The 24360-nt window shown below is 72.0% G+C and carries 20 protein-coding genes and 2 pseudogenes; 10 read left to right on the plus strand and 12 right to left on the minus strand.

All coding sequences use genetic code 11. The features are described 5' to 3' along the window. Positions 1 to 70: 70 nt before the first annotated feature. Positions 71 to 1708 carry a phosphoglucomutase (alpha-D-glucose-1,6-bisphosphate-dependent) gene (gene pgm, locus ABZS40_RS05365; RefSeq protein WP_354942131.1) on the minus strand — a complete coding sequence of 546 codons (1638 nt, stop codon included), beginning with the start codon at positions 1706 to 1708 and terminating at the stop codon, positions 71 to 73. A 31-nt stretch (positions 1709 to 1739) separates the two neighbouring features. Beyond that, a complete protein-coding gene (gene glgC / locus ABZS40_RS05370; protein WP_354942132.1) occupies positions 1740 to 2972 on the minus strand; it encodes a glucose-1-phosphate adenylyltransferase in 1233 nt (410 codons plus the stop codon). Positions 2973 to 3044: 72 nt separating this feature from the next. Between glgC and glgA the strand changes: the two genes are divergently transcribed. Further along, positions 3045 to 4250, plus strand: coding sequence for a glycogen synthase (gene glgA / locus ABZS40_RS05375; protein ID WP_354942133.1), 1206 nt, complete (start codon positions 3045 to 3047; stop codon positions 4248 to 4250). Between the two features lie 6 nt (positions 4251 to 4256). On the opposite strand, the gene ABZS40_RS05380 is transcribed toward glgA, so the two are convergent. Further along, complete coding sequence (locus ABZS40_RS05380; RefSeq protein ID WP_354942134.1) at positions 4257 to 5201, minus strand: inositol-3-phosphate synthase; 945 nt, start codon at positions 5199 to 5201, stop codon at positions 4257 to 4259. A gap of 159 nt (positions 5202 to 5360) precedes the next feature. Here ABZS40_RS05380 and ABZS40_RS05385 point away from each other — a divergent pair, with 159 nt between their 5' ends. Next, positions 5361 to 6611: a DUF222 domain-containing protein gene (locus tag ABZS40_RS05385; protein WP_354942135.1), complete on the plus strand. Its 1251-nt coding sequence runs from the start codon at positions 5361 to 5363 to the stop codon at positions 6609 to 6611. 41 nt (positions 6612 to 6652) lie between these two features. Here the strand turns inward: ABZS40_RS05385 and ABZS40_RS05390 are convergent, their stop codons facing one another. Together ABZS40_RS05390 and ABZS40_RS05395 are read right to left on the minus strand one after the other, a co-directional pair. Next, positions 6653 to 7891 carry a helix-turn-helix domain-containing protein gene (locus tag ABZS40_RS05390; RefSeq protein ID WP_354942136.1) on the minus strand — a complete coding sequence of 413 codons (1239 nt, stop codon included), beginning with the start codon at positions 7889 to 7891 and terminating at the stop codon, positions 6653 to 6655. A 16-nt stretch (positions 7892 to 7907) separates the two neighbouring features. Beyond that, positions 7908 to 8105, minus strand: coding sequence for a hypothetical protein (locus ABZS40_RS05395; RefSeq protein ID WP_354942137.1), 198 nt, complete (start codon positions 8103 to 8105; stop codon positions 7908 to 7910). 253 nt (positions 8106 to 8358) lie between these two features. Between ABZS40_RS05395 and ABZS40_RS05400 the strand changes: the two genes are divergently transcribed. Beyond that, positions 8359 to 8586 carry a winged helix-turn-helix domain-containing protein gene (locus tag ABZS40_RS05400; protein ID WP_354942138.1) on the plus strand — a complete coding sequence of 76 codons (228 nt, stop codon included), beginning with the start codon at positions 8359 to 8361 and terminating at the stop codon, positions 8584 to 8586. Positions 8587 to 8734: 148 nt separating this feature from the next. Here ABZS40_RS05400 and ABZS40_RS05405 read toward each other — a convergent pair whose 3' ends face one another. Together ABZS40_RS05405 and ABZS40_RS05410 are read right to left on the minus strand one after the other, a co-directional pair. Continuing rightward, positions 8735 to 9190 carry a type II toxin-antitoxin system VapC family toxin gene (locus tag ABZS40_RS05405; protein WP_354942139.1) on the minus strand — a complete coding sequence of 152 codons (456 nt, stop codon included), beginning with the start codon at positions 9188 to 9190 and terminating at the stop codon, positions 8735 to 8737. Beyond that, the gene (locus ABZS40_RS05410) at positions 9180 to 9419 is read right to left on the minus strand and encodes an AbrB/MazE/SpoVT family DNA-binding domain-containing protein (protein WP_354942140.1); all 240 of its coding nucleotides are present in this window, start codon (positions 9417 to 9419) and stop codon (positions 9180 to 9182) included. The genes ABZS40_RS05405 and ABZS40_RS05410 overlap by 11 nt, the downstream gene beginning before the upstream one ends. 134 nt (positions 9420 to 9553) lie before the next feature. On the opposite strand from ABZS40_RS05410, the pseudogene ABZS40_RS05415 reads away from it, so the two are divergent. Further along, positions 9554 to 11608: pseudogene (locus tag ABZS40_RS05415) on the plus strand (maltotransferase domain-containing protein); the annotation flags it as partial. Between the two features lie 191 nt (positions 11609 to 11799). After that, positions 11800 to 13902 (plus strand): 1,4-alpha-glucan branching protein GlgB, encoded by a 2103-nt coding sequence (glgB, locus tag ABZS40_RS05420; RefSeq protein ID WP_354942141.1) that lies wholly within the window; start codon positions 11800 to 11802, stop codon positions 13900 to 13902. A 10-nt stretch (positions 13903 to 13912) separates the two neighbouring features. On the opposite strand, the gene ABZS40_RS05425 is transcribed toward glgB, so the two are convergent. Next, entirely contained in the window at positions 13913 to 14953 is a 1041-nt protein-coding gene (locus ABZS40_RS05425) for a phosphatase domain-containing protein (protein ID WP_354942142.1), read from the minus strand. Positions 14954 to 15127: 174 nt separating this feature from the next. Here ABZS40_RS05425 and ABZS40_RS05430 point away from each other — a divergent pair, with 174 nt between their 5' ends. The 4 genes from ABZS40_RS05430 (at position 15128) to ABZS40_RS05445 (ending at position 19514) form a co-directional block, all read left to right on the plus strand. Further along, positions 15128 to 16771, plus strand: coding sequence for a hypothetical protein (locus tag ABZS40_RS05430; RefSeq protein ID WP_354942143.1), 1644 nt, complete (start codon positions 15128 to 15130; stop codon positions 16769 to 16771). Between the two features lie 65 nt (positions 16772 to 16836). Further along, positions 16837 to 17634, plus strand: coding sequence for a peroxide stress protein YaaA (gene yaaA / locus ABZS40_RS05435; protein WP_354942144.1), 798 nt, complete (start codon positions 16837 to 16839; stop codon positions 17632 to 17634). Positions 17635 to 17740: 106 nt separating this feature from the next. Further along, positions 17741 to 18493 (plus strand): hypothetical protein, encoded by a 753-nt coding sequence (locus ABZS40_RS05440; protein ID WP_354942145.1) that lies wholly within the window; start codon positions 17741 to 17743, stop codon positions 18491 to 18493. 64 nt (positions 18494 to 18557) lie between these two features. Further along, positions 18558 to 19514, plus strand: a complete 957-nt coding sequence (locus ABZS40_RS05445) for a TAXI family TRAP transporter solute-binding subunit (protein ID WP_354942146.1) — start codon at positions 18558 to 18560, stop codon at positions 19512 to 19514. Between the two features lie 10 nt (positions 19515 to 19524). On the opposite strand, the pseudogene ABZS40_RS05450 reads toward ABZS40_RS05445, so the two are convergent. The 3 genes and pseudogenes from ABZS40_RS05450 to ABZS40_RS05460 all read right to left on the minus strand — a co-directional run bounded on the left by ABZS40_RS05450 (position 19525) and on the right by ABZS40_RS05460 (position 22029). Next, positions 19525 to 20954, minus strand: a pseudogene (locus tag ABZS40_RS05450) (HAMP domain-containing sensor histidine kinase). 9 nt (positions 20955 to 20963) lie between these two features. Further along, a complete protein-coding gene (locus tag ABZS40_RS05455) occupies positions 20964 to 21620 on the minus strand; it encodes a response regulator transcription factor (protein ID WP_354942147.1) in 657 nt (218 codons plus the stop codon). Positions 21621 to 21717: 97 nt separating this feature from the next. Next, positions 21718 to 22029, minus strand: coding sequence for a hypothetical protein (locus ABZS40_RS05460; protein WP_091401431.1), 312 nt, complete (start codon positions 22027 to 22029; stop codon positions 21718 to 21720). A gap of 113 nt (positions 22030 to 22142) precedes the next feature. Between ABZS40_RS05460 and ABZS40_RS05465 the strand changes: the two genes are divergently transcribed. Continuing rightward, positions 22143 to 22481, plus strand: a complete 339-nt coding sequence (locus ABZS40_RS05465) for a DUF952 domain-containing protein (protein WP_354942148.1) — start codon at positions 22143 to 22145, stop codon at positions 22479 to 22481. Positions 22482 to 22538: 57 nt separating this feature from the next. Here ABZS40_RS05465 and ABZS40_RS05470 read toward each other — a convergent pair whose 3' ends face one another. Then, positions 22539 to 24224, minus strand: a complete 1686-nt coding sequence (locus tag ABZS40_RS05470) for a CDP-glycerol glycerophosphotransferase family protein (RefSeq protein WP_354942343.1) — start codon at positions 24222 to 24224, stop codon at positions 22539 to 22541. Between the last annotated feature and the right edge of the window lie 136 nt (positions 24225 to 24360).

The following is a 24360-nucleotide window of genomic DNA, read 5'->3' on the forward strand; positions in this document are numbered from 1 at the left end:
CTGACCTCACGGGAACGGGGCCGACGCCTTCCGGCGTCGGCCCCGCTGCGGTGAGAAGTAGCCCGACGGCTCAGCCGAGAACCTGCGTGACGAGGTCCTGGGCCTCCTGCTGGAGACGGCGAAGGTGCTCCGGGCCCTGGAACGACTCGGCGTAGATCTTGTAGACGTCCTCGGTGCCGGACGGGCGGGCGGCGAACCAGCCGGATTCGGTGGTGACCTTGAGGCCGCCGATCGGTGCGCCGTTACCGGGGGCTGTGGTCAGCGTCGCGGTGATCGGCTCACCGGCGAGCTCGGTGGCGGTGACCTGCTCCGGGGAGAGCTTGCCGAGCACGGCCTTCTGCTCCCGGGTGGCCGGGGCGTCGATCCGGGCGTACGCGGGCGCGCCGAAACGCTCGGCCAACTCCGCCCAGTGCTCGCTCGGGCTGCGGCCGGTGGTGGCCTGGATCTCGGCGGCGAGCAGGCAGAGCAGCAGGCCGTCCTTGTCGGTGGTCCAGGTCGAGCCGTCACGCCGCAGGAACGACGCCCCGGCGCTCTCCTCGCCACCGAAGCCGACAGCGCCGTCCAGCAGGCCGGGCACGAACCACTTGAAGCCGACCGGCACCTCCAACAGCGGCCGACCGAGGTCGGCGGCGACCCGGTCGATCATCGACGAGGAGACCAGGGTCTTGCCCACCGCGGCGGCCGGCCCCCACTCGGTGCGGGTGCGGAACAGGTGACGAATCGCCACCGCCAGGTAGTGGTTGGGATTCATCAGCCCGGCGTCCGGGGTGACGATGCCGTGCCGGTCGGCGTCGGCGTCGTTGCCCGTGGAGATCTGGTAGTCGGCCCGCGCGGCGATCAGCGACGCCATCGCGTTCGGCGAGGAGCAGTCCATCCGGATCTTGCCGTCGCCGTCCAGGGTCATGAACCGCCAGGTCGGGTCGACCGTCGGGTTGACAACTGTCAGATCCAGCCGGTGCCGCTCGGCGATCTCACCCCAGTACGCCACGCTCGCCCCGCCCAGCGGGTCCGCGCCGATCCGGACACCCGCGTCACGGATGGCGTCGATGTCGATCGCCGCCGGCAGATCGTCGACGTAGTTGGCGAGGAAGTCGTACTCCCCGGTGGTGTCGGCGGCCCGCGCCCGCGCGTAGGTGATCCGGCGGACCTCCTTGAGCCCGGCGGCGAGGATGGTGTTGGCCCGGTCCTGGATCCACCGGGTCACGTCGGTGTCGGCCGGCCCGCCGTTCGTGGGGTTGTACTTGAAACCGCCGTCGTCGGGCGGGTTGTGCGACGGGGTGATGACGATGCCGTCGGCGAGCCCGCTGGTCCGCCCCCGATTGTGCCTGAGGATCGCGTGCGACAGCGCCGGGGTCGGGGTGTAGCCGTCACGGCTGTCCAGCAGCACTGTGACACCGTTGGCGGCGAGCACCTCCAGGGCGTCCACAGCGGCCGGCGCGGAGAGCGCGTGGGTGTCCCGGGCGAGGAAGAGCGGCCCGTCCAGCCCCTGCTCGCGCCGGTAGTCGCAGAGCGCCTGGGTGACCGCCAGGATGTGGTCGGAGTTGAACGCGTTGCGCAGGCTGGAGCCGCGGTGGCCGGAGGTGCCGAAGGAGACCTGCTGGGCCGGGTCCGCGGGATCCGGATGCTCGGCGTAGTAGGCGGTCACCAGGCGCGGCACGTCGACCAGGTCGGCGGGCTCGGCGGGCTGGCCGGCACGGGGGTGGGTCACTGCGGGATCCTCCTCGGGGAGTGCTGGTCGGTCACGGCACGACCTTCTGGCCCTTGCCGATCACCACGATGCCGTTGTCGGAGACTGTGTAGCGCTGCCGGTCCTTCTCCAGGTCGACGCCGATCTCGACGCCCTCCGGGACGAACACGTTCTTGTCCAGGATGGCCCGCCGGACCACCGCGTGCCGGCCGATCTCCACACCCTCCATCAGCACCGAGCCCTCGACGTGCGCCCAGGAGTGCACCCGCACCTTCGGCGAGACGATCGAGTTCTCCACCAGCGAGCCGGAGATCACCACGCCCGGGGAGACCATCGAGCCGACCGCCCGGCCGACCCGCTCACCCCACTGGTGGACGAACTTCGCCGGCGGCCACGGCGGCTGCTCGGTGTAGATCGGCCAGTCGAAGTTGTACATGTTGAAGACGGGGTGCACGTTGATCAGATCCATGTGCGCGTCGTAGAACGAGTCGAGCGTTCCCACGTCCCGCCAGTAGCCGCGATCACGGTCGGTGCTGCCCGGCACCTCGTTGTCGCGGAAGTCGTAGACGTTGGCCTCGCCGCGCTCGACGAGCATCGGGATGATGCTGCCGCCCATGTCGTGCTTGCTGGACTTGTCTTCGGCGTCGCGCTCGACAGCCTCGCAGAGCGCCCGGGTGGTGAAGACGTAGTTGCCCATCGAGGCGTAGATCTCGCCCGGCGCGTCGGGCAGGCCGACCGCGTCGGTGGGCTTCTCGCGGAACGCCCGGATCCGCTTGCCGTCCTCGCCGACCTCGATGACGCCGAACTGGTCGGCCATCGACAGCGGCTGGCGGATGCCGGCGACTGTCACCGCCGCGCCGGAGGCGATGTGGTCCTCCACCATCTGCCGCGGGTCCATCCGGTAGATGTGGTCGGCGCCGAAGACGATCACGTAGTCGGGCTGCTCGTCGTTGATGAGGTTGAAGCTCTGGTAGATGGCGTCGGCCGAGCCGGCGAACCACCACGGGCCACGACGCTGCTGCGCGGGCACCGGGGTGACGTAGTTGCCGAGCAGCGTGGACATCCGCCAGGTCTTGGTGATGTGTCGGTCGAGGGAGTGGGACTTGTACTGGGTCAGCACGACGATCTTGAGATAGCCGGCGTTGGCCAGGTTGGAGAGGACGAAGTCGACCATGCGGTACATCCCGCCGAACGGGACGGCCGGCTTGGCCCGATCCGTGGTGAGTGGCATCAGGCGCTTGCCCTCCCCACCCGCCAGGACGATCGCGAGCACCTTGGCAGCCATGCCCCGACGCTATCCACCCGCGTCGGACTTCACCACTCGTACGGGGAGTCTTCTGCACTAGGGTGCGGGGTCATGACGGAACCAACCCCCCTGCGCGTCGATCTGCTCACCCGCGAGTACCCACCGGAGGTCTACGGCGGCGCGGGCGTGCACGTCGAGTACCTGGCTCGGGAGTTGCGCCGCCTCGCCGACGTACGCGTGCACTGCTTCGGTCTGCCGCGCACCGAGCAGGGCGTCACCGCGTACCCCGAACCGCCCGGCCTGACCGGCGCGAACGCCGCGCTGCGCACGATGGGCGTGGACCTGGAGATGGCCGCCGGCGCGGCCGGCACCGACGTGGTGCACAGCCACACCTGGTACGCGAACCTGGCCGGCCACACCGCGAAGCTGCTGCACGGGGTGCCGCACGTGGTGACCGCGCACAGCCTGGAGCCGCTGCGCCCGTGGAAGGCCGAGCAGCTCGGCGGCGGTTACGCGCTCTCCTCCTGGATCGAGCGCACCGCCATGGAGGCCGCCGACGCGGTGATCGCGGTCAGCGGCGGGATGCGCAACGACGTGCTCACCGCGTACCCGCGGATCGACCCCGACCGGGTCCGGGTTGTCTACAACGGCATCGACACCATTCAGTACGCCCCGGATCACGGCACCGACGTGCTCGACCGGCTCGGCGTCGACCCGTCCCGCCCCAGCGTGGTCTACGTGGGCAGGATCACCCGGCAGAAGGGGCTGCCGTACCTGCTGCGGGCCGCCCGGGAGTTGCCGGCGGACACCCAGCTCGTCCTGCTCGCCGGCGCTCCGGACACCGCCGAGATCGCCGCCGAGGTGGAGGGGCTGGTCGCCGAGCTGCGCGCCAACCGCTCCGGCGTGGTCTGGGTGGCCGAGATGCTGCCCAAGCCCGAAGTGATCCAGGTGCTCACGCATGCCACAGTCTTCGCCTGCCCGTCGATCTACGAGCCGATGGGCATCGTCAACCTGGAGGCGATGGCCTGCGAGACGGCAGTGGTGGCGACCGCGACCGGCGGCATCCCCGAGGTCGTGGCCGACGACGAGACGGGCCTGCTGGTGCCGATCGAGCAGGTGACCGACGGGTCCGGGACCCCGCTGGAGCCGGAGAAGTTCGTCGCCGACCTGGCGTCGGCGATCAACACGCTGCTCGCCGACCCGGCGCGCACCGCCCGGTTCGGCCAGGCTGGCCGGCGGCGCGCGGTGCAGCACTTCTCCTGGGACGCCATCGCCCGGCAGACGCTCGACATCTACCGCTCGGTCGGCGCGGCCTGAGGGGCTTCAGATCGCCGTTCCCGGCGGGGACTTGAGCAACGACGACGCCTCGGCGCAATGACCACCACGCCCGTCCCGTAGCGCGCTCGCGGCGATGCGGATGAGGTCGATGTTGACGCCGGCGGCACCGCTCGGATCGTGCACCTTCAGCTTCACGTCGAGGCTGACCGAGGTCTCACCCCAACCCTGCGCCTCAAGGTTGAGGTGAGCCACCTTCTGCGACGCGAGATGCGGCAGGTAACCGAGCGGGGCCACCTCGACACGGTCAGCGCCCGACAGGGCGTTGAGCTTGGACTGCTTCTTGGTGTTGGGGTTCTCGACCAGGTTGCGGAAGTCTTCGGTGCCGCCAAGATTGACCTGGTAGGAGCTGACCAGGGTGAGGCCGCGTTCCTCAAGCAGCCGCAGCAGCGCCTTGTGCAGCACCGAGGTGCCGAACTGGCTGGCCAGGTCGTCGCCGAGCAGCGGCAGACCGGCCGCCTCGAACCTGGTCAGCAGGTGTGGATCACGAGCGACCGGGTCGGCCGTGGTGTTGATGAAGGCGGCACCCGCGGTAAGGGCCGCCTCGGCGTACGCCCGCGCGGTCTCCGGCCGGCCACTCGGCGCGGAGTAGAGCAGCACCTCCGCCCCCGCCAGTGCCGCTGCCACCCGCGGCACCTCGGTCGCGTCGACGAGGCCCTTCGTGACCGGCACGCCCGCTGTGGGCAGGTCGCAGTTCAGCCGAGGAAAGTTGTTGGGCGCTAGGAAGATCGCCTCGGTCAGGTCCCGACCGATCTTCTCCGCGGAGGTGGCGAAGGCCGCCACGACGTCGACATCCCCCACCCCGAGCCCGTCGATCATCGGCCTGCGGATTCCGACCAGGCTGCCGCTCTGGCGGTAGAGAGCAAGCCCCTGCACCAGTGCCGACGTGTTGTTGCCGACCCCAACAATCGCGACCCTCACCGGTTCGATCATGGTCGGAGGCTACGTCACCTCGGCGCGTTCGGCTGTGCGGCGATCCGCTCCGGCCGGACCACCAACGGCAGGTCGGCTGACGGTCGCTCGGCTGACGGCTCAGAAACGCGCGGAGCGGCCGGCGCCGGAAGTGTCGTACACCTGTCCTAGTCTCTAGTCGTGATCGATGCGTTGGAGCAGGCGGAGGCCGCGGTGGCGGCCTGCTTCGACACGGCCGCCTGGGCTGTCAGCGAGCACGATCTCGTAGCAGCTCTGGATGCGACGCATCGCCTGGAGCAGCGCCTGGCGGCGGTCAAGCTCACCCTCGTGCGCGAGCTGGACGGCCGCGGCACCGCGACAGCGCAGGGCGCGTCCTCGACGGCCGTGTGGCTGCGGGACCGGCTGCGCCTCGGCGTCGGTGTCGCCCGCCGTCTGGTCGAGCTGGCCGCGACGCTCGACGCCGCCCCGCCGGGGGTGCGTGACGCGTTGTGCGGCGGGTCTGTCGACGTGGAGCAGGTCCGGGTCATCGTCGAGACGGTGGAAACCGTCCACGCCACCGCCGGCACGGAGGCTGCCGACAAGGCCGTCGGCGTCCTCGTCGACTGGGCGGCGCAATTCGACGCCGCCCTGTTACGCAGGCTCGGCACCCGCATCCTCGACCACGTCGCCCCGGAGGTCGCCGACGCGGCCGCCGAGGCGGCGCTGCGGGCGCAGGAGTCCCGGGCCGCGCGCGATCGACACGTCACCATCAGCGAGCAGACCGACGGTCGGCTACGCCTCACCGGCATCCTCGACACCGAAGCCGCCGCCGTGCTGCGCGCCGCGATCGACCCGCTGACCGCGCCCTGCGGGCCCGACGACACCCGCACCCCGGGGCAACGCCGCCACGACGCCCTCGCCGACGTGTGCCGGCTCGTCCTTCGTACCGGTGAGCTGCCCGAAAACGGCGGCGACCTCACTCAGGTCGTCGTCACCAGCAGCTACGACGGGCTGACCCGGCAGTTGGGCAGCGGCGCTCTCGACATCGGCGCGCATCTCACCGCAGGGGCCGTGCGCCGCTTGGCCTGTGACGCGAGCATCCTGCCCGCCGTGCTCGACGGCGCCGGCCAGGTCCTCGACGTCGGCCGGCAACGCCGCCTCATCGGCGGTCCGCTGCGACGCGCCCTGGTGCTGCGCGACCGGGGCTGCACCTTCCCGGGCTGTGATCGCCCGCCCCGCTGGTGCGAGGGCCACCACATCCGGCACTGGGCCGACGGCGGCGACACCAGCCTCGACAACGCCGTGCTGCTCTGCGGCCACCACCACCGACACCTGCACCACGGCGACTGGGCCGTCCAGCTCGGCGGCGACCGGCACCCCGAGTTCGTGCCGCCGGCCTGGCTGGACCCCGAACAGCTCCCCCGCCGCAACCACTACCACCGACGCAGATAGCCAACGAGGCAGTTGCCCGCTGCCCGACCGCGGGGCGTGCGTCACGTGACGTGGAGGGTGGCGGCCAGCTGGGCCACGCCGGCCGGCGCGTCGGCGGACCTCCCCACGACCGCGACCAGCTTCCGTACCGCCGGCCGGTCGTGCACCTCACTACGCGCGGTGCGCTCCGCGTCGAGAACCGCCCAGCCCGCGCGGCGCATGTCGCCGGCCAGGGCGTAAACGCGGGCGACATCAAGGAGGTGCGCCGCCCGGTGCTCGGGCGGCAGCCACCGCCACTCCTCGCCAGCCACCAGCCGCTCGTGCCGAGCCGTCGCCGTGGTGGCGTCGCCGAGGGCCGCCTCGGCCACCGCCCGGGCCGCCTCAACTGCCGCCCGACCGAACCCCCCGACCCCGAAGCCAGCACCACCGAAGCCAGCACCACCGAAGCCAGCACCACCAGAGCCCGCGCCACCCCCGCCGCCGTCCGGGCCGATGTCTCGGGCGATCGTCGCGGCCTGGTCGAGTGACTGGCGGGCGAGGCGTTCGTTTCCCCCGCCTGCGGCGGCGAGGGCGGCTTGAAGGAGCAGCGTCCCGCACAGCGCCCCGCCGGCCGGTGACCCATTGCCGAACCCTTGCGCGTCGATGCGGTCAGCGGCGACGAGCGCGGCGTCCAGGGCGGACCGCCGTCGACCACGAGAGCGCAGGGCCTGACTCAGTGACACGGTCGCGAAGCCGGTCACCTGCGGATCGTGGGTCGCCAGGGCGACGGTCATCCCACGATCGGCGGCCAACCAGGCCAACTCCCCCTGGTCGACCTTGACCAGCACCAGCGCGATGAGCGCGTACACCGACACCAGCAGGGCGTCCGTCGCGCCGGGCCGAACTGCCTGCGCTTCGCGGACGGCGTCGAGCAGGCCGGGCAGCAGGGCCAGCAACGCCGCGTACCGGGCGTGCCGATAGCTCTGCTCGGCATGCTCCAGCCGGGCCCGCAACTCCTCCACCACCGGCGGTCGGTCCGCACCGGCCAGGTGGTAGCGGGCCAGCGCCGTCCGGATCCCGTCCACCCCGGCGGCGACCGGAGTCGGCCGCACCGGCCGGGCCGCCAGCAGGACCTCCACGTCGATGCGCAGCGTCTCGGCGACCTCCCGGAGGTTGGACACCCGCTCCAGCCGGCGTACCCCACGCTCGACCTTGTCCACCCAACTCTTCGACTTGCCGAGCCGGTCGGCGAACTGCTGCTGCGTCATGTTCCGCCGCACCCGCCACTGCGCGACGCGGCGACCCACCGGCAGCTCGTTCACCGCCGGCCCGTCGCGCTCACCGCAGGACCCCAACCACAAACAGCCCGAGTACGACCACAGCGATCACGAGTCCGTAGGTGTACTGCCGCCGGGTGAGCGGCGCCCGCTCCGGGATCGGCGGGCCGGGCACACGGTCCCCGTCCGGCTGCGGAGGCCGCGCCCCGGGAACGGGATGGACGGGCGGCAACGGCCCGTCCGGCAAACGCTCGTCCAACTGTGCCTCCTCGCGGCGCGACGGATTGACGGGTGATGGAGGTAATGGGTGCTGGAAGTGGTGGGTGATGGGGGATGCAGGTCGGGGGGGGATGACAGGAAATCCACCTCACCTCTGACGAGGCACTCCGCTGCTGACGAGAGGGCCTCCGACGCAGTCCAACTTAGAACCCTAAGTAGCCAGAGTCAACACAGGGTCCAGACCATGTCGCGCGTGGTGAGACTCTGTACAGGCTGACGAGAGGTGGTCCACCATGCCCCGCAAGCCTGTCTACGAGCAGGTCGTCGATGACATCACGACGTCGATCCGGAGCGGCACCCTCAAGCCCGGCGACAAGCTGCCAACCATTGCTGAACTCGCCCGCCAGTACAACTCGTCCGACAACCCGATCAAGCGTGCGCTGTGGATCATGGATGAGCGGGGCTGGATCGAGGTGCACCAGGGCAAGGGTTCATTTGTGGCACCGCAGCCGCCCGTCTGATTCCGGCCAGGCCCCTCGCCCGACCTAGATCCACTCGGGTTTCAGGAAAACGCCGCATCCGGGTCCCGTCGACACCGCGCTTTCATTGAACGCGTGTGGATCTCGACGGGGCGGCCTCGCAGCGACGGCCGGACGACGGGAGCGACGGTCAGTTGCCCGGTGTGGTCAGAGTCAGGGTCGGGAAGTAGGTGCGGTATCGGGCCCCGTCGCGGGTCAGCAGGTTGTACCGGCACACGGCCGCGTGTGCGCCGATGTAGAAGTCGGCTACCGGCGACCGCTTCGTGCCGCCCAGCTTCCGGTACCGCGCGTACGCCTTGCCTGCGAGGAAGCCAGCCAGATAGGGCAACTCCTCGCGGAGGAAGTCCCCGGCGGGCAACGCCTCGTCCAGCTCTTCGATACGGGCGAAACGGACCGACACCTCGGCGTACACGATGGGGTTGATCACCAGGTTGCCGGCGTCGCGGGCTTCGGCGAGGGCGGTTCCGGACCAGTCCGCCCACTTGGGGTCATCGGTGAGGATGTCCAGCAGCACATTGCTGTCGACCAGGGTCGTCGTCGAGTCTGGTGAGCGGGCAGGCAGGGCGCGGAGCCGGTCACTCGCCACGCAGCAACTCCATCAGCTCCTCGGTCGACATGTGCTCGGTCTCCTTGGCGCTGCCCCGGCCCCGCATGTGGTGGACCAGGCGCTGCCCCCGGGTGTCAGCGCCGTGCACGCGCACGATGCGCAGAGCGCCGCCGTCCTCCACCACATCGACCTCGTCGCCCTCATGCAGGTTGTACCGAGCCCGCAGCGCCGCCGGGATGGTCACCTGGCCTTTGCTGTTCAACCGCATGCTCTGCACCTCCGTCACGTAATACCAACGATACGTGACACATCTCGATGCGGGCCCTGTGCGCCGTGCTCGCGCGAAGACTGACGAGCGTGCTTGGCCGCGCGCGAACGGATCTCGCGCAGTAGGTTGGCGGGGTGACTGGACGGTTCCCGATCGAAGACGTCTCCCCTGTCGTCTCGTGCGGGCGATACCCGGCCAAGGCGGTGGTCGACGAACCGGTTCCGGTGTCGGCACGCGCCTACCGGGAGGGGCACGACGCGCTGGGCTGCAACGTGGTGTGGGCTGGTCCGGACGGCGCGAGCCGGCCGTTCACCCGGATGCGCCCCGGCGAGCCCGGCCAGGACCGCTGGCACGCCACCATCGCACCGGACGCCGTCGGCTCGTGGACCTTCTCCGTGGAGGCGTTCCAGGACCCGTACCTGACCTGGCAGAACGCGGTGACTAAGAAGATCGCCGCCGGGCAGGGGCCGGAGGACCTGGCCAACGACCTGGCCGAGGGCGCGCGTGTGCTCGCCGCCGCCCGGGATCTCGTGCCGACCGCCGACCGGCCCCGGCTCGCCGACGCCCTCACCGCGCTCGTCGACACCGACCTGCCGCTGGCGCAGCGGGTCGACAGGGCGCTGGCCCTGGCCGACCTGCTGTGGGAGCACCCGGTACGGGAGCTGGTCACCGCCGGTGACACGTACTCGATCTGGGTTGACCGCAAGCGGGCGCTCCACTCGGCCTGGTACGAGTTCTTTCCCCGCTCCGAAGGAGCGGTGGGCGGCCGGTCCGGCACCTTCGCGACCGCCACCGAGCGGCTGCCGGGGGTGGCCGCGATGGGCTTCGACGTGCTCTACCTGCCGCCGATCCACCCGATCGGCCGGGTCAACCGCAAGGGCCCGAACAACGCGCTCACCGCCGGGCCGACCGACGTGGGCTCGCCGTGGGCGATCGGCGCCGCCGAGGGCGGCCACGACACGATCCACAGCGATCTGGGTACGCCGGCGGACTTCCGGGCCTTCATCCAGGCGGCGGCGGCACAGGGCCTGGAAGTGGCGATGGACCTGGCGTTGCAGTGCGCGCCGGACCACCCCTGGGTCACCGAGCACCCGGAGTGGTTCACCACCCGGGCCGACGGCAGCATCGCGTACGCGGAGAACCCGCCGAAGAAGTACCAGGACATCTACCCGGTCAACTTCGACAACGACCCGGAGGGCATCCGGGCCGAGGTGCTGCGGGTGGTGCTGCACTGGGTCGGCGAGGGCATCCGGATCTTCCGGGTGGACAACCCGCACACCAAGCCGTTCGACTTCTGGCACCGGCTGATCGCCGAGGTCAAGGCGGTCGATGAGGACGTGCTGTTCCTGGCCGAGGCGTTCACCCGGCCCGCCATCATGCACGGCCTCGGCAAGGTCGGCTTCACGCAGTCGTACACCTATTTCACCTGGCGCACGACGGCGGCCGAGATGCGGGCGTACTGCGAGGAGCTGATCGAGGCCGCTGACTACATGCGGCCGAACTTCTGGCCGAACACCCCGGACATCCTGCACGAGTCGTTGCAGCACGGCGGCCCGCCGATGTTCAAGATCCGGGCGGTGCTGGCCGCGCTGCTCTCCCCCTCCTGGGGTCTGTACGCGGGCTACGAGCTGTTCGAGCACGTGGCCCGGCCGGGCGCCGAGGAGTACCTGGACAACGAGAAGTACCAGCTGCGGCCGAGGGACTGGGCCGGGGCCGAGGCGCAGGGCCGCTCGCTGGCGCCGTTCCTGGCCACCCTCAACCGGGTACGCCGGGACAACCCGGCCCTGCACCAGCTCCGCAACCTGCGCTTCCACGAGATCGACAACCCGGCGCTGCTCTGCTGGTCCAAGCACGACCCGGCGACCGGCAACACGGTCATCGTGATCTGCTCGTTCGACTCGCGCGAGGTGCAGTGGGGCAACACCACATTCGACATGCCGGCGCTCGGGTTCGACTGGCACGAACGGTTCACCGTGCACGACGAGCTGACCGGCACCAGCTACGACTGGGGTCAGCGCAACGCGGTGCGGCTCGACCCGTACCTGCAACCCGCGCACGTGTTGACAGTGCGTCGCCCGACCCTGCCGAGCATGCCGCAGCCGGCGGGCGCCGAGTCTGCAAGCGTCGAGCCAGCGGACCTCACCGTCGTTGAGGTGCCGGACGACGTGTCCGGCGGCACCGCCCCGACCGACGCCGGCTCGACCGGTCCCGGCTCGACCAGTCCCGCCCCGGCCGGTCCCGGCTCGACCGACGCTGGCTCGACCGACGTCGGGCCGGACGTACCTCCTCAGGCCAAAACTGCCGATAAGCCTCACCAAAGGTCCAAGCCCAAACACAAGCCCAAGCCGACCCCGCCCCGCCGCGGCCGGAAGGATGCCCGATGAACGAGCTGATCAGCGGCGCGACGCACGACCCGCACGCCCTGCTCGGCGCGCACCCCGCCGACTCCTCGACGACGATCCGCACGATGCGCCGGGGCGCCGGCGACGTGGCGCTGCTCGTCGGCGACGAGCGGCACCCGATGAAGCGGGTGCACGACGTGGGCGTCTTCGAGGCGCAGGTCGACGGCACCGTGCTCGACTACCGGGTGGAGGTCGACGGCACCGCCCACGACGACCCGTACCGCTACCCGCCGACCCTTGGTGAGCTGGACCTGCACCTGATCCGCGAGGGCCGGCACGAGCGGCTGTGGGAGGCGCTCGGCGCCCGGGTCTTCGACGAGGGCGTGGCCTTCAGCGTCTGGGCGCCCAACGCCCAAGGGGTGCGGGTGATCGGCGACTTCACCGGCTGGGGCCCCGACGACGGCTGGCCGATGCGGTCGCTCGGCTCCAGCGGGGTGTGGGAGCTGTTCGTCCCCGACGCCCGGGTCGGGGCCCGCTACAAGTACCGGATTCTGGGCGCCGACGGGCAGTGGCGGGACAAGGCCGACCCCCTCGCCGCGTACGCCGAGGTGCCGCCGGCCACCGCCTCGGTCGTGCACCACTCGACGTACCGGTGGAACGACGGGGACTGGCTGGCCCGGCGGGCCGAACGGCAGCCGCACCAGGAGCCGATGAGCGTCTACGAGGTACACCTCGGCTCCTGGCGGCCCGGCCTGGGCTACCGCGAGCTGGCCGACCAACTCACCGCGTACGTCACCGAACTGGGCTTCACGCACGTGGAGTTCCTGCCGGTGATGGAGCACCCGTTCGGCGGCTCCTGGGGCTACCAGGTGACCGGCTACTACGCGCCGACCTCCCGGTTCGGCGACCCGGACGAGTTCCGCCACCTCGTCGACCAACTGCACGCCGCCGGCATCGGCGTACTCCTGGACTGGGTGCCCGCGCACTTCCCGAAGGATGAGTGGGCCCTCGCGCGGTTCGACGGCACCCCGCTCTACGAGCACCCCGACCCGCGGCGCGGCGAGCACCCCGACTGGGGCACGTACGTCTTCGACTTCGGCCGCAACGAGGTCCGCAACTTCCTGGTCGCCAACGCGCTCTACTGGTGCGACCAGTTCCACGTCGACGGGCTACGGGTCGACGCGGTCGCCTCGATGCTCTACCTGGACTACTCCCGCAACCACGGCGAGTGGGCCCCGAACAAGTACGGCGGCCGGGAGAACCTGGAGGCCATCGCGCTCATGCAGGAGGTGAACGCGACAGTCTACAAGCTCCACGCCGGCGTCGTCATGATCGCCGAAGAGTCCACCGCCTGGCCGGGGGTCACCCGCCCCACCGCCGACGGCGGGCTGGGCTTCGGGTTCAAGTGGAACATGGGCTGGATGCACGACACCCTGCTCTACACCTCGAAGGACCCGATCCACCGCCAGCACCACCACCACCAGCTCACCTTCTCCCTGGCGTACGCCTGGAGCGAGAACTACGTGCTGCCGATCAGCCACGACGAGGTGGTGCACGGCAAGGGCTCACTGGCCGGCAAGATGCCCGGCGACACCTGGCAACGGCTGGCGAACGTGCGGGCGCTGCTGGCGTACATGTGGGCGCACCCCGGCAAGCAGCTGCTCTTCATGGGCTCCGAAATGGCCGACGACCGGGAGTGGAGCGAGGAGCGCGGCCTCGACTGGTACCTGCTGCACGACCCGGCCCGCGCCGGCGTGCAACGACTCGTCGCCGACCTCAACCGGGTCTACCGGGACACCCCGGCGCTCTGGGCACAGGACACCGAGCCGGCCGGGTTCCGCTGGATCGCCGGCGACGACGTCGCCAACAACACCGTGTCGTTCGTCCGGATCGCCCCGGACGGCTCGACGCTGGTGTGCGTGGCGAACTTCTCCGCCCAGCCGCTGCACGACTACCGGATCGGGTTGCCGGCCGGCGGGGCGTGGCAGGAGGTGCTCAACACCGACGCGCAGCACTACGGCGGGTCGGGGGTGGGCAACCTGGGCGAGGTACGGGCCGAGGACGTGCCGTGGCACGGGATGGTGGCGTCCGCGGCTCTGCAGGTGCCGCCGCTGGGCGCCGTCTGGCTGCGGCAGGGCTGAGGCGGCCCGGTCAGACCAGGCCGGCGTCGCGCAGCAGCTGCCACAGGCCGGCGCCGTCCGGGGCGGACAGCCACTTCTGCCCCACCGGCCCCGACGACGGCCGACCGGCTGGGGCGGGCAGGGTGCCGGCCAGCACCGACTGCGCCGGGGAGAGCCGCCGGATCGCCACCGCCGCGACGTTCTCCGGGTGGGCGGCGGCGAACTCCCGGTAGATCTCCTGGTCGTGCTGGCCGTCGTCGCCGACGAGCAGCCAGCGCACGTCGGGGAACTCCTGGGCCAGCCGCGCGAGGGTGACCCGCTTGTGTTCCATGCCGCTGCGGAACCAGCGGTCGGCGGTCGGGCCCCAGTCGGTGAGCAGCAGCGGCCCGGCCGGGTAGAGGTGTCGGGATAGGAAGCGGGTCAGCGTGGGCGCCACGTTCCACGCGCCGGTGGAGAGGTAGAAGACCGGTGCGCCGGGGTGCGCGGTGACCAGCCGCTCGTAGAGCACCGCCATGCCGGGCACCGCGTTGCGGGCGTGCTCGTCGAGCACGAACGTGTTCCAGGCGGCGAGCAGCGGCCGGGGCAGCGCGGTCACCATCACCGTGTCGTCGATGTCGGAGATGATGCCGAGCTTGACCTCCGGGTCGAGGATGCGCACCGGGGCGTCGACCGGCTCGGCGTCCGGGACGCTGAGCCGGACCGTGCCCCAACCGGGCGGCAGGTCCGCCTCGACCAGTGTGTCGACGAAGCCGCTGCGGTCGGCCCGCGTCTCGTGCCGCACCCCGCCGGCCTCGATGGTCACCGTGACGTGCTTGTTGGGCAGCGTGGTGAAGCTACGCCAGCCGCGGACCTTGTCCAGCCGACCCCGCTGGCGGGTGTCCGGACGGCCCAGCAGCACCCGACACATCACCCGCACCCAACCCGGCGCGCCATAGCCGGTGTACGCGACGATGTTGACCCGCCAGCCGGTGCGCCGCAGCCGACGCTCGACGAGCTGGTGCACGGCGTCCTCGATCCGCGCGGCCCGGTGCAGGTTCGTGACGGCCAACTGGCCGGCGGGAGTGGGTGGCACGCGCCAACCCTGCCACACGTCGACAGCCACGGCCACGCGAGCCGACCCCGATCGCGCCGATCCGGCCCGGTCAGCGTGGCATCGACCCGACCCAGCTCCGGCTGCGCCGATCCACCTCGGCGACCCGGCCGAACGTGAAACACTCCGGTCGGGACGACGACGGGGGCGTTGGTCGTGTCGCATCCAGAGCAGCACCGCGGGCGATGGCGCCCGCGACTCGATCGGCCGGCGCTCGTCGCGCTGCTGTTCGGGCTCGTCGGTGTCGTCTACCGGCTGGTCCTGACGCTGTTCATTGTGCCGGTGTCGAACAGCGACGAGGCGACCTTCGGGCTCGCCGCGCTGCACATCGGGCAGGGCCGGGAACTCCCGGTCTTCCTCTACGGCCAGCACTACATGGGGATGTTGGAGTCGTATCTGGCCGCTCCCCTGGTGGCGGTGGCCGGGCCGAGTTGGCCGGTGCTGCGCCTGCCGATGCTCGCGCTGTACGCGCTCTTTCTCTACCTGATCCACCGGTTGACCCGCCGGCTCGGCACCCCGTGGTTCGCGGCCTTCGTGGTGGGTCTGCTCGCGCTCGGGCCGGAGCGGGTGGTGCGCGACCAGCTCACCGTCGTCGGTGGGCGGCCGGAGGTGAAGCCGGCGGTACTGCTGATGCTGCTGATCACCGTGGGGTTGGCGGCCGGCACGATCCACCGCCGACGGCTCGCGATCGTCCTGTTCGGGCTGCTCGTCGGGCTGTCCGTCTGGTCGGACTGGCTGATCCTGCCGTACCTCGCGGTGGCCGGACTGGCCCTGGTCTGGGCGGTGCGGCGGGAGTTGCTCGGCTGGTCCGGTCTGCTGCTGGTGGCGGGGGTGGTCGTCGGCGTGGCCCCGATGATCGTGGACAACCTGCGGGCCGGGCCCGGTGAGGACTCGCTGTCGGTGTTCCGGGAGGTCAGCACCAAGGCCGGGCCGCAGCCGCCGTTATCCGACCGGATCCGGGGCGGCCTGCTGGAGGGGGTTCCGCTGGCGCACGGGCTCTGCCCGGTGGACGGCTGCGGACGCTGGCAACAGTGGTTCGGCGTGCTGTACCCGCTGCTGCTCCTGGCCGGCGCGGCACTCGCTGTGCTCGCGTACCGTCGCGCCGCCGGGGCACCGCCTGAGGAACGGGCCGGGGCGCTGCGCGGGGAGCGGGTCGGGCCGGTCGTACAGCTCGCGCTGGTCGCCGGCGCGGCGTTGACAGTGCTGTCGTACGTGCGCAGTCCGCTCGCCGCGACCAGCCCGCTCGACAACGCCCGCTACCTGTCGGTGCTGCAACTGTCGCTGCCGGCGGTGCTCTGGCCGCTCTGGGTGGCGGCGCTGACCGCCTGGCGGGGCACCAGCAGCGTGCTGGGGCGGTTCGCCGGCGCGCTGTCCGCCGCCGTGCTGACCGCGCTGACAGTGACCACCCTGGTGATCACCGTGCTGTTCGCGGCCACCGGCACCGCGGCGTCGCGGACCGAGGAGCGCAAGGCCCGGGAGTTGGCCGCCGCGCTGCGCGCCGACGGACCCCACGAGGTGTACGGGGACTACTGGACCTGCAACCGATTGATCTTCAACACGGAGGAGTCGGTGGTTTGCGGGGTCCTCGACGGGGACCTGTCGCCGGGGCAGAACCGCTACCGGCCGTACTGGCGGCAGGTGGGGCGGGCCGAGCGGCCGGGCTACGTGGTGGAGGCCGACTCGCCGATGGACCGGCGGTTGCGCCGGCTGCTCGCCGACCGGGCCGACGCCGCACCGGTGCGCGAGGTCGGCGGCTATCGCGTGTACCACCCCGACACCCCGGTGCGGCCCTGGCGGTAGGGGCTGGTCGTACGCTGGCCGGACCGGCGCGTGGGGTGCCGCCGTTTCGCCCGTCGAGGAGATCCATGCTCATCCTGTTGCCGCCCTCGGAGGGGAAGGCCGACGCCGGCACCGGACGCCGCTGGGCCCCGGACCGGCTCTCGCTGCCCGAGCTGAACCCGGCCCGCGAGCGGGTGCTGGACGCCCTGGTGACGCTGAGCGCCGGGCCGGACGAGGAGGCCGCGCGGTCGGCGCTCGGCCTCAGCGAGGGCCAGCGGGGCGAGCTGCGGCGCAACGCCCGACTGCGGGAGGCGGCCACCGCGCCGGCCGAGCGGCTCTACACCGGGGTGCTCTACGAGGCGTTGGACCTGGCGTCGTTGCCGGCCACGGCGCAGCGGGCGGCCCGCCGGTCGATCCTGATCAGCTCCGGGCTGTGGGGCGCGGTCCGGTTGGCCGACCGGATTCCGCCGTACCGCTGCCCGATCGGCGCCCGCCTGCCCGACGTCGGGGCGCTGTCGACGTACTGGCGCAGGGAGCTGACGCCGGCGGTGGACAACGCCGCCGGGCGCGGCCCGGTGCTGGACCTGCGCTCCGGCGCGTACGCCGCCACCTGGACGCCGCGCGGTGAGCTGGCCGAGAGGACGCTCGCCGTGCGGGTCCTGCACGAGCGGGAGGTCGACGGCGTGCCGGTCCGCACGGTGGTCAGCCACTTCAACAAGGCGACAAAGGGGCGGCTGGTCCGGGACCTGCTCGTCGCCGGCGCCCGGCCGCGCACCGCCGCGGAGTTGGTGGGCACCCTGCGGGAGTTGAAGCACACAGTGCTGGAGCAGGCCACCGCCGCGGGCCGGGTGCGGCAGGTGGATCTGGTGGTCACCGAGCTGTAGCCGCGCCGCAGCCGCAAGATTTGCTCAAGGCTGGGCCGGAGCAGTTCCGTAACGGCGTGGCAGGGGCCACGGTAGGGCAACCCAGACTCCGACAAGGGAGCCTCCGTTGACCCACGAACCCGCAGTGCTCGACCGGCCCCACTCCCCGACCACCCCATCTCCGCTGGGCTGGCTGACGCTGGGCGACGCGTTCGAGGCTGCCTGCCTGCTGCGCTGCACACCACCGCCGACCGCCGCCCGCCCCAGCGCGGTCCGGGCCGAGCACACCGCCGGGGTGGAGTTCAACCGGGAGGACGCCGCGCAGCGGATGCGGCAACTGCTCAACCGGCTGGACATCCCGGTCATCCACGAGGTGGCCGTCGGCGGCCTGCGCCGCCGCTACGAGCTGCACCGGCTGTGGGTGCCCCGGGAGCACCAGGGCGCGTACACCCGGATGTTGGACGCGGGCTGGTGGCAGGGGCGGCGCGAGCTGCTCGGCGGGCCGCTGCCCGGCGCCTCACCGGCCCGCCGACGGTTGGTGACCCGACTGGCGGAGGCGGCCTGGCGCTCCGCGCTCCTGGCCGCCGGACGGCACGTCCGCCGGCACATCCTCGGTGTCCGGCTCACCGACCGGGAGCTGGCCGCGGTGCTGATCCGGGGCGCGGCAGTGCTCGACGTGCCGGCCCGGCTCCGCCCCGGCACCGGTTGCTTCCTGGTCAGCGTGGCCGACGGCCCGGACCGGCAGCGGATCCTGCGCAGCGCGGCGTTGGAGCCGGCGCGCGGTCCGCTGGCAGCACCCGGGACGGCGACGGCACGCGGGGTGATCCCGGCGTCGGCACGGGGCGCGGTCGTGGCGCCGGCAGGTCGTACGGCCTGCTGATCGGGTTCCGAGCACTCGGCACGTCGCCGGCCCGGGCTTGCGCGCACCCGCCCGACGGCGCACAGTGCACCGCGTGAGTCGTACCTCGTCCAGCCGCGCCGGCCTGGCCGCCCTGTCGACGGTGCTGCTGATCGCGAACCTGGCCGTCGCCGGCTGCCGGGACGCCCCGACCGAGCCGACGTCGATCCGGATCGCCACAGGTAGCCCCACCGCTGTCTACTACGCGTTCGGGCAGTCCCTGGCGGCCATCCTCAACCGGGAACTCCCCGACGTACGGGCCAGTGTGGTGATCACCGCCGCCTCGGCGGAGAACGTCCAGCTCGTCGGCTCCGGCGGGGCCGAGCTGGGCTTCACCCAGGCCGACGTGCTGCCCACCAGCACTGCGGGAAGCCCCGCTGTCGACGCCGTCGCCCGGGTGTACGACGACCAACTGCACCTGGTCACCACGAGCGGCGGCCCGGTTCGCACGGTCGCCGACCTGCGGGGCCGGCGAGTCTCCGTCGGCGCGGCCGGCTCGGGCACCGAGATCACCGCGACCCGGCTGCTGGAGGTGGCCCGCCTCGGTGGTGACGAGGTGCGCCGGGAACGACTCGGACTCGACGACTCGGTGACGGCGCTGCGCTCCGGGCGGATCGACGCGTTCTTCTTCTCCGGCGGGTTGCCGGTCCGGGGTATCGAGCAGCTGGCCGAGGCCAGCGCCATCCGGATCGTGGACCTCAGCGAGTGGACCGAGCCGCTGCGCTCGCGCTACGGCCAGGTCTACGTCTCCCGGGACATCCCCCGCTCGGTCTATGGGGTGGACGCGGTGACCACAGTGGCCAACCCGAACTACCTGGTCGTCCGGGCCGACCTGCCGGAGCCGTTGGTCCGTGAGGTGACCCGGCTGCTGATGGAACGCCGGGCCGAGCTGGCCGCCGCCCATCCGGCGGCGGGGCGGATGAGCCCCCGCTCGGCGATCGTCACCGCGCCGCTGTCGCTACACCCCGGCGCCGCCTCCTGGTACCGCGCCACCAAACCCTGACGGCCGGGCCTCACCGCACCGGGGAGGGTCGCAGCTCGGCGGCGCGCTCCTCCTCCGCCGGCTCCACCACAGGGGCCGGCGTCGGAAACCACAGGGCGGCGACCAGCCCCCGCGACTCCCCCGGGCGCATGGTGAGCCGCCCGTCCGAGGCGTCCACCAGCACGGCGGCGATGGTCAGGCCGAGTCCCGCGCCGTCCACGTTCTGCGCGTCCGGGGCCCGCCAGAACCGCTCGGTCGCCTGGCCGAGCTGACTCTCGGTCATACCCGGGCCGGAGTCGCGTACCTCCAGCGCCACCCCGCCGTCGCGGCGGGCCACCGTCACCGTCACCGCCCCGCCCGGCCCGCTGAACTTCACCGCGTTGTCGATGAGCGCGTCCAGCGCCTGGTCGACGGCGGTCGGCACGGTCTGGGCGTACGCCGGGGCGTCGGTAGTGGCCAGCCGCAACGCGACCGACCGGTGCCGGGCCAGCGGCGCCCACGCGGCCACCCGGGAGGCGGCCACCGCGGCGGCGTCCACCGTGACGCGCTCGTTCTCCTCCCGTTCGGCCCGGGCGAGGGTGAGCAGCGCGTCGAGCACCAGCGCGAGCCGGTCGGTCTCCTCCAGCGCCAACCGGTGCTCGGACCGACCGTCCGGGTCGGTGAGGCTGGGCCCCAACTCCTCCACCCGCAGCCGCAGCGCGGTGAGCGGGTTGCGCAGTTGGTGGCTGGCGTGCGCGACGAAGGCGCGCTGCCGGTCCATCACGTCGGAGACCACGTCGGCCATGTGGTTGAAGCTGGCCGCGAGGCGGCGCAGCTCCGGCGGTCCCAGCCGGTGCTGCACCCGGGCACCCCGGTCGCCCTCGGCGATCTCGTGGGTGACCGCGTCCAGTTCGGTGACCGGGCGCAGCACCCAACCGGCCAGCCCGAACGCGGTGAGCACGCAGGCCAGCACGGCGAGCAGACCGGCAAGGGCAGCAGCAGCCACCACGCGACGACGGCTCGACGGATCGGGCCGGCCGGGGTCACGATCACCACCGCGCCGAGCACCTCACCTCCGTCGTTGATCGGTACCGCCACCACCACCGGGTCGGTCGTCCAGGGCCAGACCGACTCGGGGGCGCTGGTCTGCTGCCCGGACAGCGCGACGTCCAGCACCGTCGCGGTCCCCGGGCTGGCCTGCCACCTCGGCGACGAGACCGGAGTGTTCCGGTCCCGGTCGACGATCGCGGCGCTGATCGCGTACAGGTCGTCGTAGCTGGTCAGCTCCGACTCGATCGGGCCGGGCCCGCCGTCGCGCAACGCCGGGCCGGCCAGCGAGGCGAACCGGGTGGCGTCGGCGAGCCGGTCGGCGCGGACCCGTTCGGTCTCCCGGCTGGCCATGGTGGCGGCCAGTGGGGTCTCCAACGCGATCAGGACGAGGACCATCAGCAGCAGATAGCTGATCACCAGGCGACGGCGCACGTCAGCTCCTCACGCGTCGCGCAGCCGGTAGCCGACGCCGCGTACGGTCTCGACCAGGCGGGCGTCGCCGAGCTTGCCGCGCAGCGACCCGACGTGCACCTCGACGGTGTGCCGGTCGGCCCAGGTGGTGCCCCAGGCGTCGAGCAGGATCCGGTCGCGGGGCACCGCCACCCCGGGCTGGCGGGCCAGCGAGAGCAGCACGTCGAACTCCTTGCGGGTCAACGTGACGGCACGGCCGTCGACGGTCACCGTCCGCGCGGCCACGTCGATGCGGACCGGCCCGGCCTCGATGAGGTGCCGCTCGGGCGCGGCGTTCGCGGCGCGGCGCAGCACCGCCTCGATCCGGGCCTGCAACTCGACCATCGAGAACGGCTTGACCACGTAGTCGTCCGCGCCCAGGCGCAGACCCAGCACCCGGTCCCGTTCCTCACCCCGGGCGGTCACCGCGATGATGCCGAGCTGACTGCTGCGCCGACGCAGTTCCCGGCACAGGTCGGTGCCGTCCCCATCGGGCAGGGTCAGGTCGAGCAGCACCAGGTCACAGGGGGCGGCGGAGAGCGCGGCGGCGACGGTGGCGGCGTGCTCGACCTCGTACCCCCGGCGGCTGAGGGCGGAGGACAGCGCAGCGGCCACCCGGCGGTCGTCCTCCACCAACAGGATCCGCACCCGTGCCCCCGTCCGTCGCAGCGCTGTTCTGCGAATGGTGGCAGAAGAGCGCGCGGACCGGGAGGCCACCCGCCCGCGCTGGGCGGGCTACCGGCCGCTACAGGCCGAAGGTGTCGTCGGCGACGGCGTCCCGGACGCCGTCGGTGAACCCGCGGAAGCCCGGGTCCTCATGGCTGGCCGGCACACTGGTGACGCTGACCCCGCTGGCCTGGGTGACCGCGTCGACCAGGGCCGGATAGTCGATCTCGGCGTCCTGGAAGGCGTCGTCGTCCGCCTCGGCCAGGTTGATCACGTGCTGCACGTCGTCGGACGACGTGTCCGGGTCGTCGGCCCACTCGCCACCGGCCTGGTAGCACTCGTCGTACAGCGCGCGCTGGCTGTCGGTCCAGTCATCGTCGTAGCTCTGCATCGCCCATCCCTCCGCGGCCCTTGACCTGAGCATGCCCGGCGGGAGGCGACGGGCGCGGCGGTACCGGCGAAAACCGGGCGGGCGCGCCGACCACGGCCCCGTACGCTGCTGTGGTGATCTACAAACTGCTGTCGAGCGCGGAATGGGACGACGCCCTCGCCGCCGGTGCCTTCACCGGATCCGCGGTGGACCGGCAGGACGGGTTCATCCACCTCTCCGGCGCCGACCAGGTGGTCGGGACGGCGCGGCGGTACTTCACCGGGGCGACCGGGTTGACACTGCTCAGCGTCGAGGAGGAGCGACTGGGCGACGCGCTGCGGTGGGAGCCGTCGCGCGGCGGGCAGCTCTTTCCGCACGTGTACGGACCGCTGCCGGTCGCGGCGGTGGTGGCGGCGCGGGCGTTACCGGCGGACCTTCCGGCCGCCGACGCGGTGGCCGCCCTGCTGGGCTGACACGGACGCGCCCGACCCGATCAGTGTCGGGCCGGGCGCGATGCCGGAGGACGAGGCTCAGTGGCAGAGCCGGTCGATCTCCTGCTGGAACCGGTCCATCGGGTTCGCCTCGGCGGGGCCGAGCAGGTAGGTCTTCAGCTCCCGGCGGGCCTCGGTCATCGGGTCGTCACCGGCCCGGGTGACCGACACGATCTTCTCCAGCTCGCCGCAGTCCTTGGAGAGCAGGTACGCCGCCCGAGCCGTCGGGTACTCCCGGCGGAACTCGTCCTCCGACAGGCCGGCCGGGTTGGCCACCACGTACGGCCGCTGGCTCTGCACGAAGTCGGACACCACACTGGACACATCGCTGATCAGCAGGTCGGTCTGGTTGAAGCAGTCGAACAACGCCGGCGTGCGGCCGGTGACCACCAGGTGCGCGGTCCCGTCCAGCGAGGACGCGTCCGGGTCGCCGCCGGCAGCGCGGATCGCCGAGACGACCCGGTCGTGCACGACCTTCGCCGCCCTGGACCGCGACCCGGTGAGCGGGTGCGGCTTGTAGATCAGGCGGACCCGGGGGTTCGTGGCGAGCAGCCCCTTGACGATCCGCTCACCCATCAGCACCAGCGAGGTGTGGTACGGGTCGTCGTCGAGCCAACCCTCCCAGGTGGGGGCGTAGAGCACTGTGAACGGCCGGTCCACCGACTCGGCGCCGAAGGTGTGCACACCGGCGAGCTGCGGTCGGCCGATCTCGACGATGTCCGAGTCGAGCACACCGACTCCGGCCCGCGCGTAGCGCTCCCGGCCGGCCAGGCCCGCGACCCAGACCTCGTCGTACACCTTGCTGTAGGGGTTGACGCTGGCCTGCTTGTCGCTGTCGCCGTGCCCGACGAAGACGTGCTTCGTCCCCGGCTCGCGGAGCATGTGGATGTTCGCGCCGACGTTCGCGGAGTAGAGCGCCGCGCGGATGCCACCGAGGTCGAGGTTCATGAAGTCGACCCCGGCCGGTACGCAGATCACCGGCAGCCGGGTGTCGGCCAGCTCCAGGAACGCATCCCGGCTGCGCATCAGCACCACAGCGCGCTGCTGGAGCGCCTCGGTCGGGGCGAGCCACATGTTCGCCTGGTAGACGTCCTTGGCCGGGCCGGCGAAGTAGAGCGCCACCTCCGGCCGGTAGTTGTCCAGCCAACGCTGGACCGCCGGCAGCAGCGGATCCTGCCCCGCGCCCCGACCCCGCAGCCAGGTCAGCGCGATGATCGCGCCCACCAGACCGGTCGCCAGGACCGCCACCGCGCCGGCCACGAAGAACGGCGTCGGATCGTGCTGCACCGCGGCGGCCACGCCGGCCGGCACCAGCAGCAGGTTGAGCAGAGGCATCCGGTCACCGGCGACCGCCGCCGCCCAGGCGGGCGGCTGGGGGGCGCTGGAGAGCGGACCCAGCTCGATGTTGCGCACCATGGCGGAGAGCGGGTTACGACGCTCGATCATGGTGGAGAGCGCACCGGCGAACACCGACACGACCCACACCGCAGCCGGCAGCACGAGCAGCAGTGTCAGCTCGCCGCCGGTGAGCCGCACCTCGGCGGCGACCAGCAACACGGCGGCGAGGTCCCGGGTCAGCTGCCGGTACGACCAGTGCAGGCCCACCTTCTCCAACAGCAGTTGCGACGGGGGTGACCAGCGGGCGACGGCGAACTCGCCGATGATGGCGGCCAGGCCGGCGACGGCGAACAGGCCGACCCAACCGAATACGCCACCGAGGAGCATGACCAGGTAGGCCAGTACCAGTAGCGCACTCTGGGCGGCCACTCCGAGGCGTCCTGTGAACGTGCCGAACAAAGAGTTCGCTCCCTACGAGATTTCGTTGCGGGCGGTGCCCGTGATGGACCGACGTCACTCCCCC

The organism is Micromonospora sp. NPDC005324 (assembly GCF_040607155.1).
Taxonomy (GTDB): Bacteria; Actinomycetota; Actinomycetes; order Mycobacteriales; family Micromonosporaceae; genus Micromonospora; species Micromonospora trifolii.

Coding starts and splice junctions, on each gene's coding strand:
- glgC (WP_354942132.1), bottom strand. CDS start 2,972: ATGGCTGCCAAGGTGCTCGCGATCGTCCTGGCGGGTGGGGAGGGCAAG.
- glgA (WP_354942133.1), top strand. CDS start 3,045: ATGACGGAACCAACCCCCCTGCGCGTCGATCTGCTCACCCGCGAGTAC.
- ABZS40_RS05380 (WP_354942134.1), bottom strand. CDS start 5,201: ATGATCGAACCGGTGAGGGTCGCGATTGTTGGGGTCGGCAACAACACG.
- ABZS40_RS05400 (WP_354942138.1), top strand. CDS start 8,359: ATGCCCCGCAAGCCTGTCTACGAGCAGGTCGTCGATGACATCACGACG.
- ABZS40_RS05410 (WP_354942140.1), bottom strand. CDS start 9,419: ATGCGGTTGAACAGCAAAGGCCAGGTGACCATCCCGGCGGCGCTGCGG.
- glgB (WP_354942141.1), top strand. CDS start 11,800: ATGAACGAGCTGATCAGCGGCGCGACGCACGACCCGCACGCCCTGCTC.
- yaaA (WP_354942144.1), top strand. CDS start 16,837: ATGCTCATCCTGTTGCCGCCCTCGGAGGGGAAGGCCGACGCCGGCACC.
- ABZS40_RS05460 (WP_091401431.1), bottom strand. CDS start 22,029: ATGCAGAGCTACGACGATGACTGGACCGACAGCCAGCGCGCGCTGTAC.
- ABZS40_RS05470 (WP_354942343.1), bottom strand. CDS start 24,224: ATGCTCCTCGGTGGCGTATTCGGTTGGGTCGGCCTGTTCGCCGTCGCC.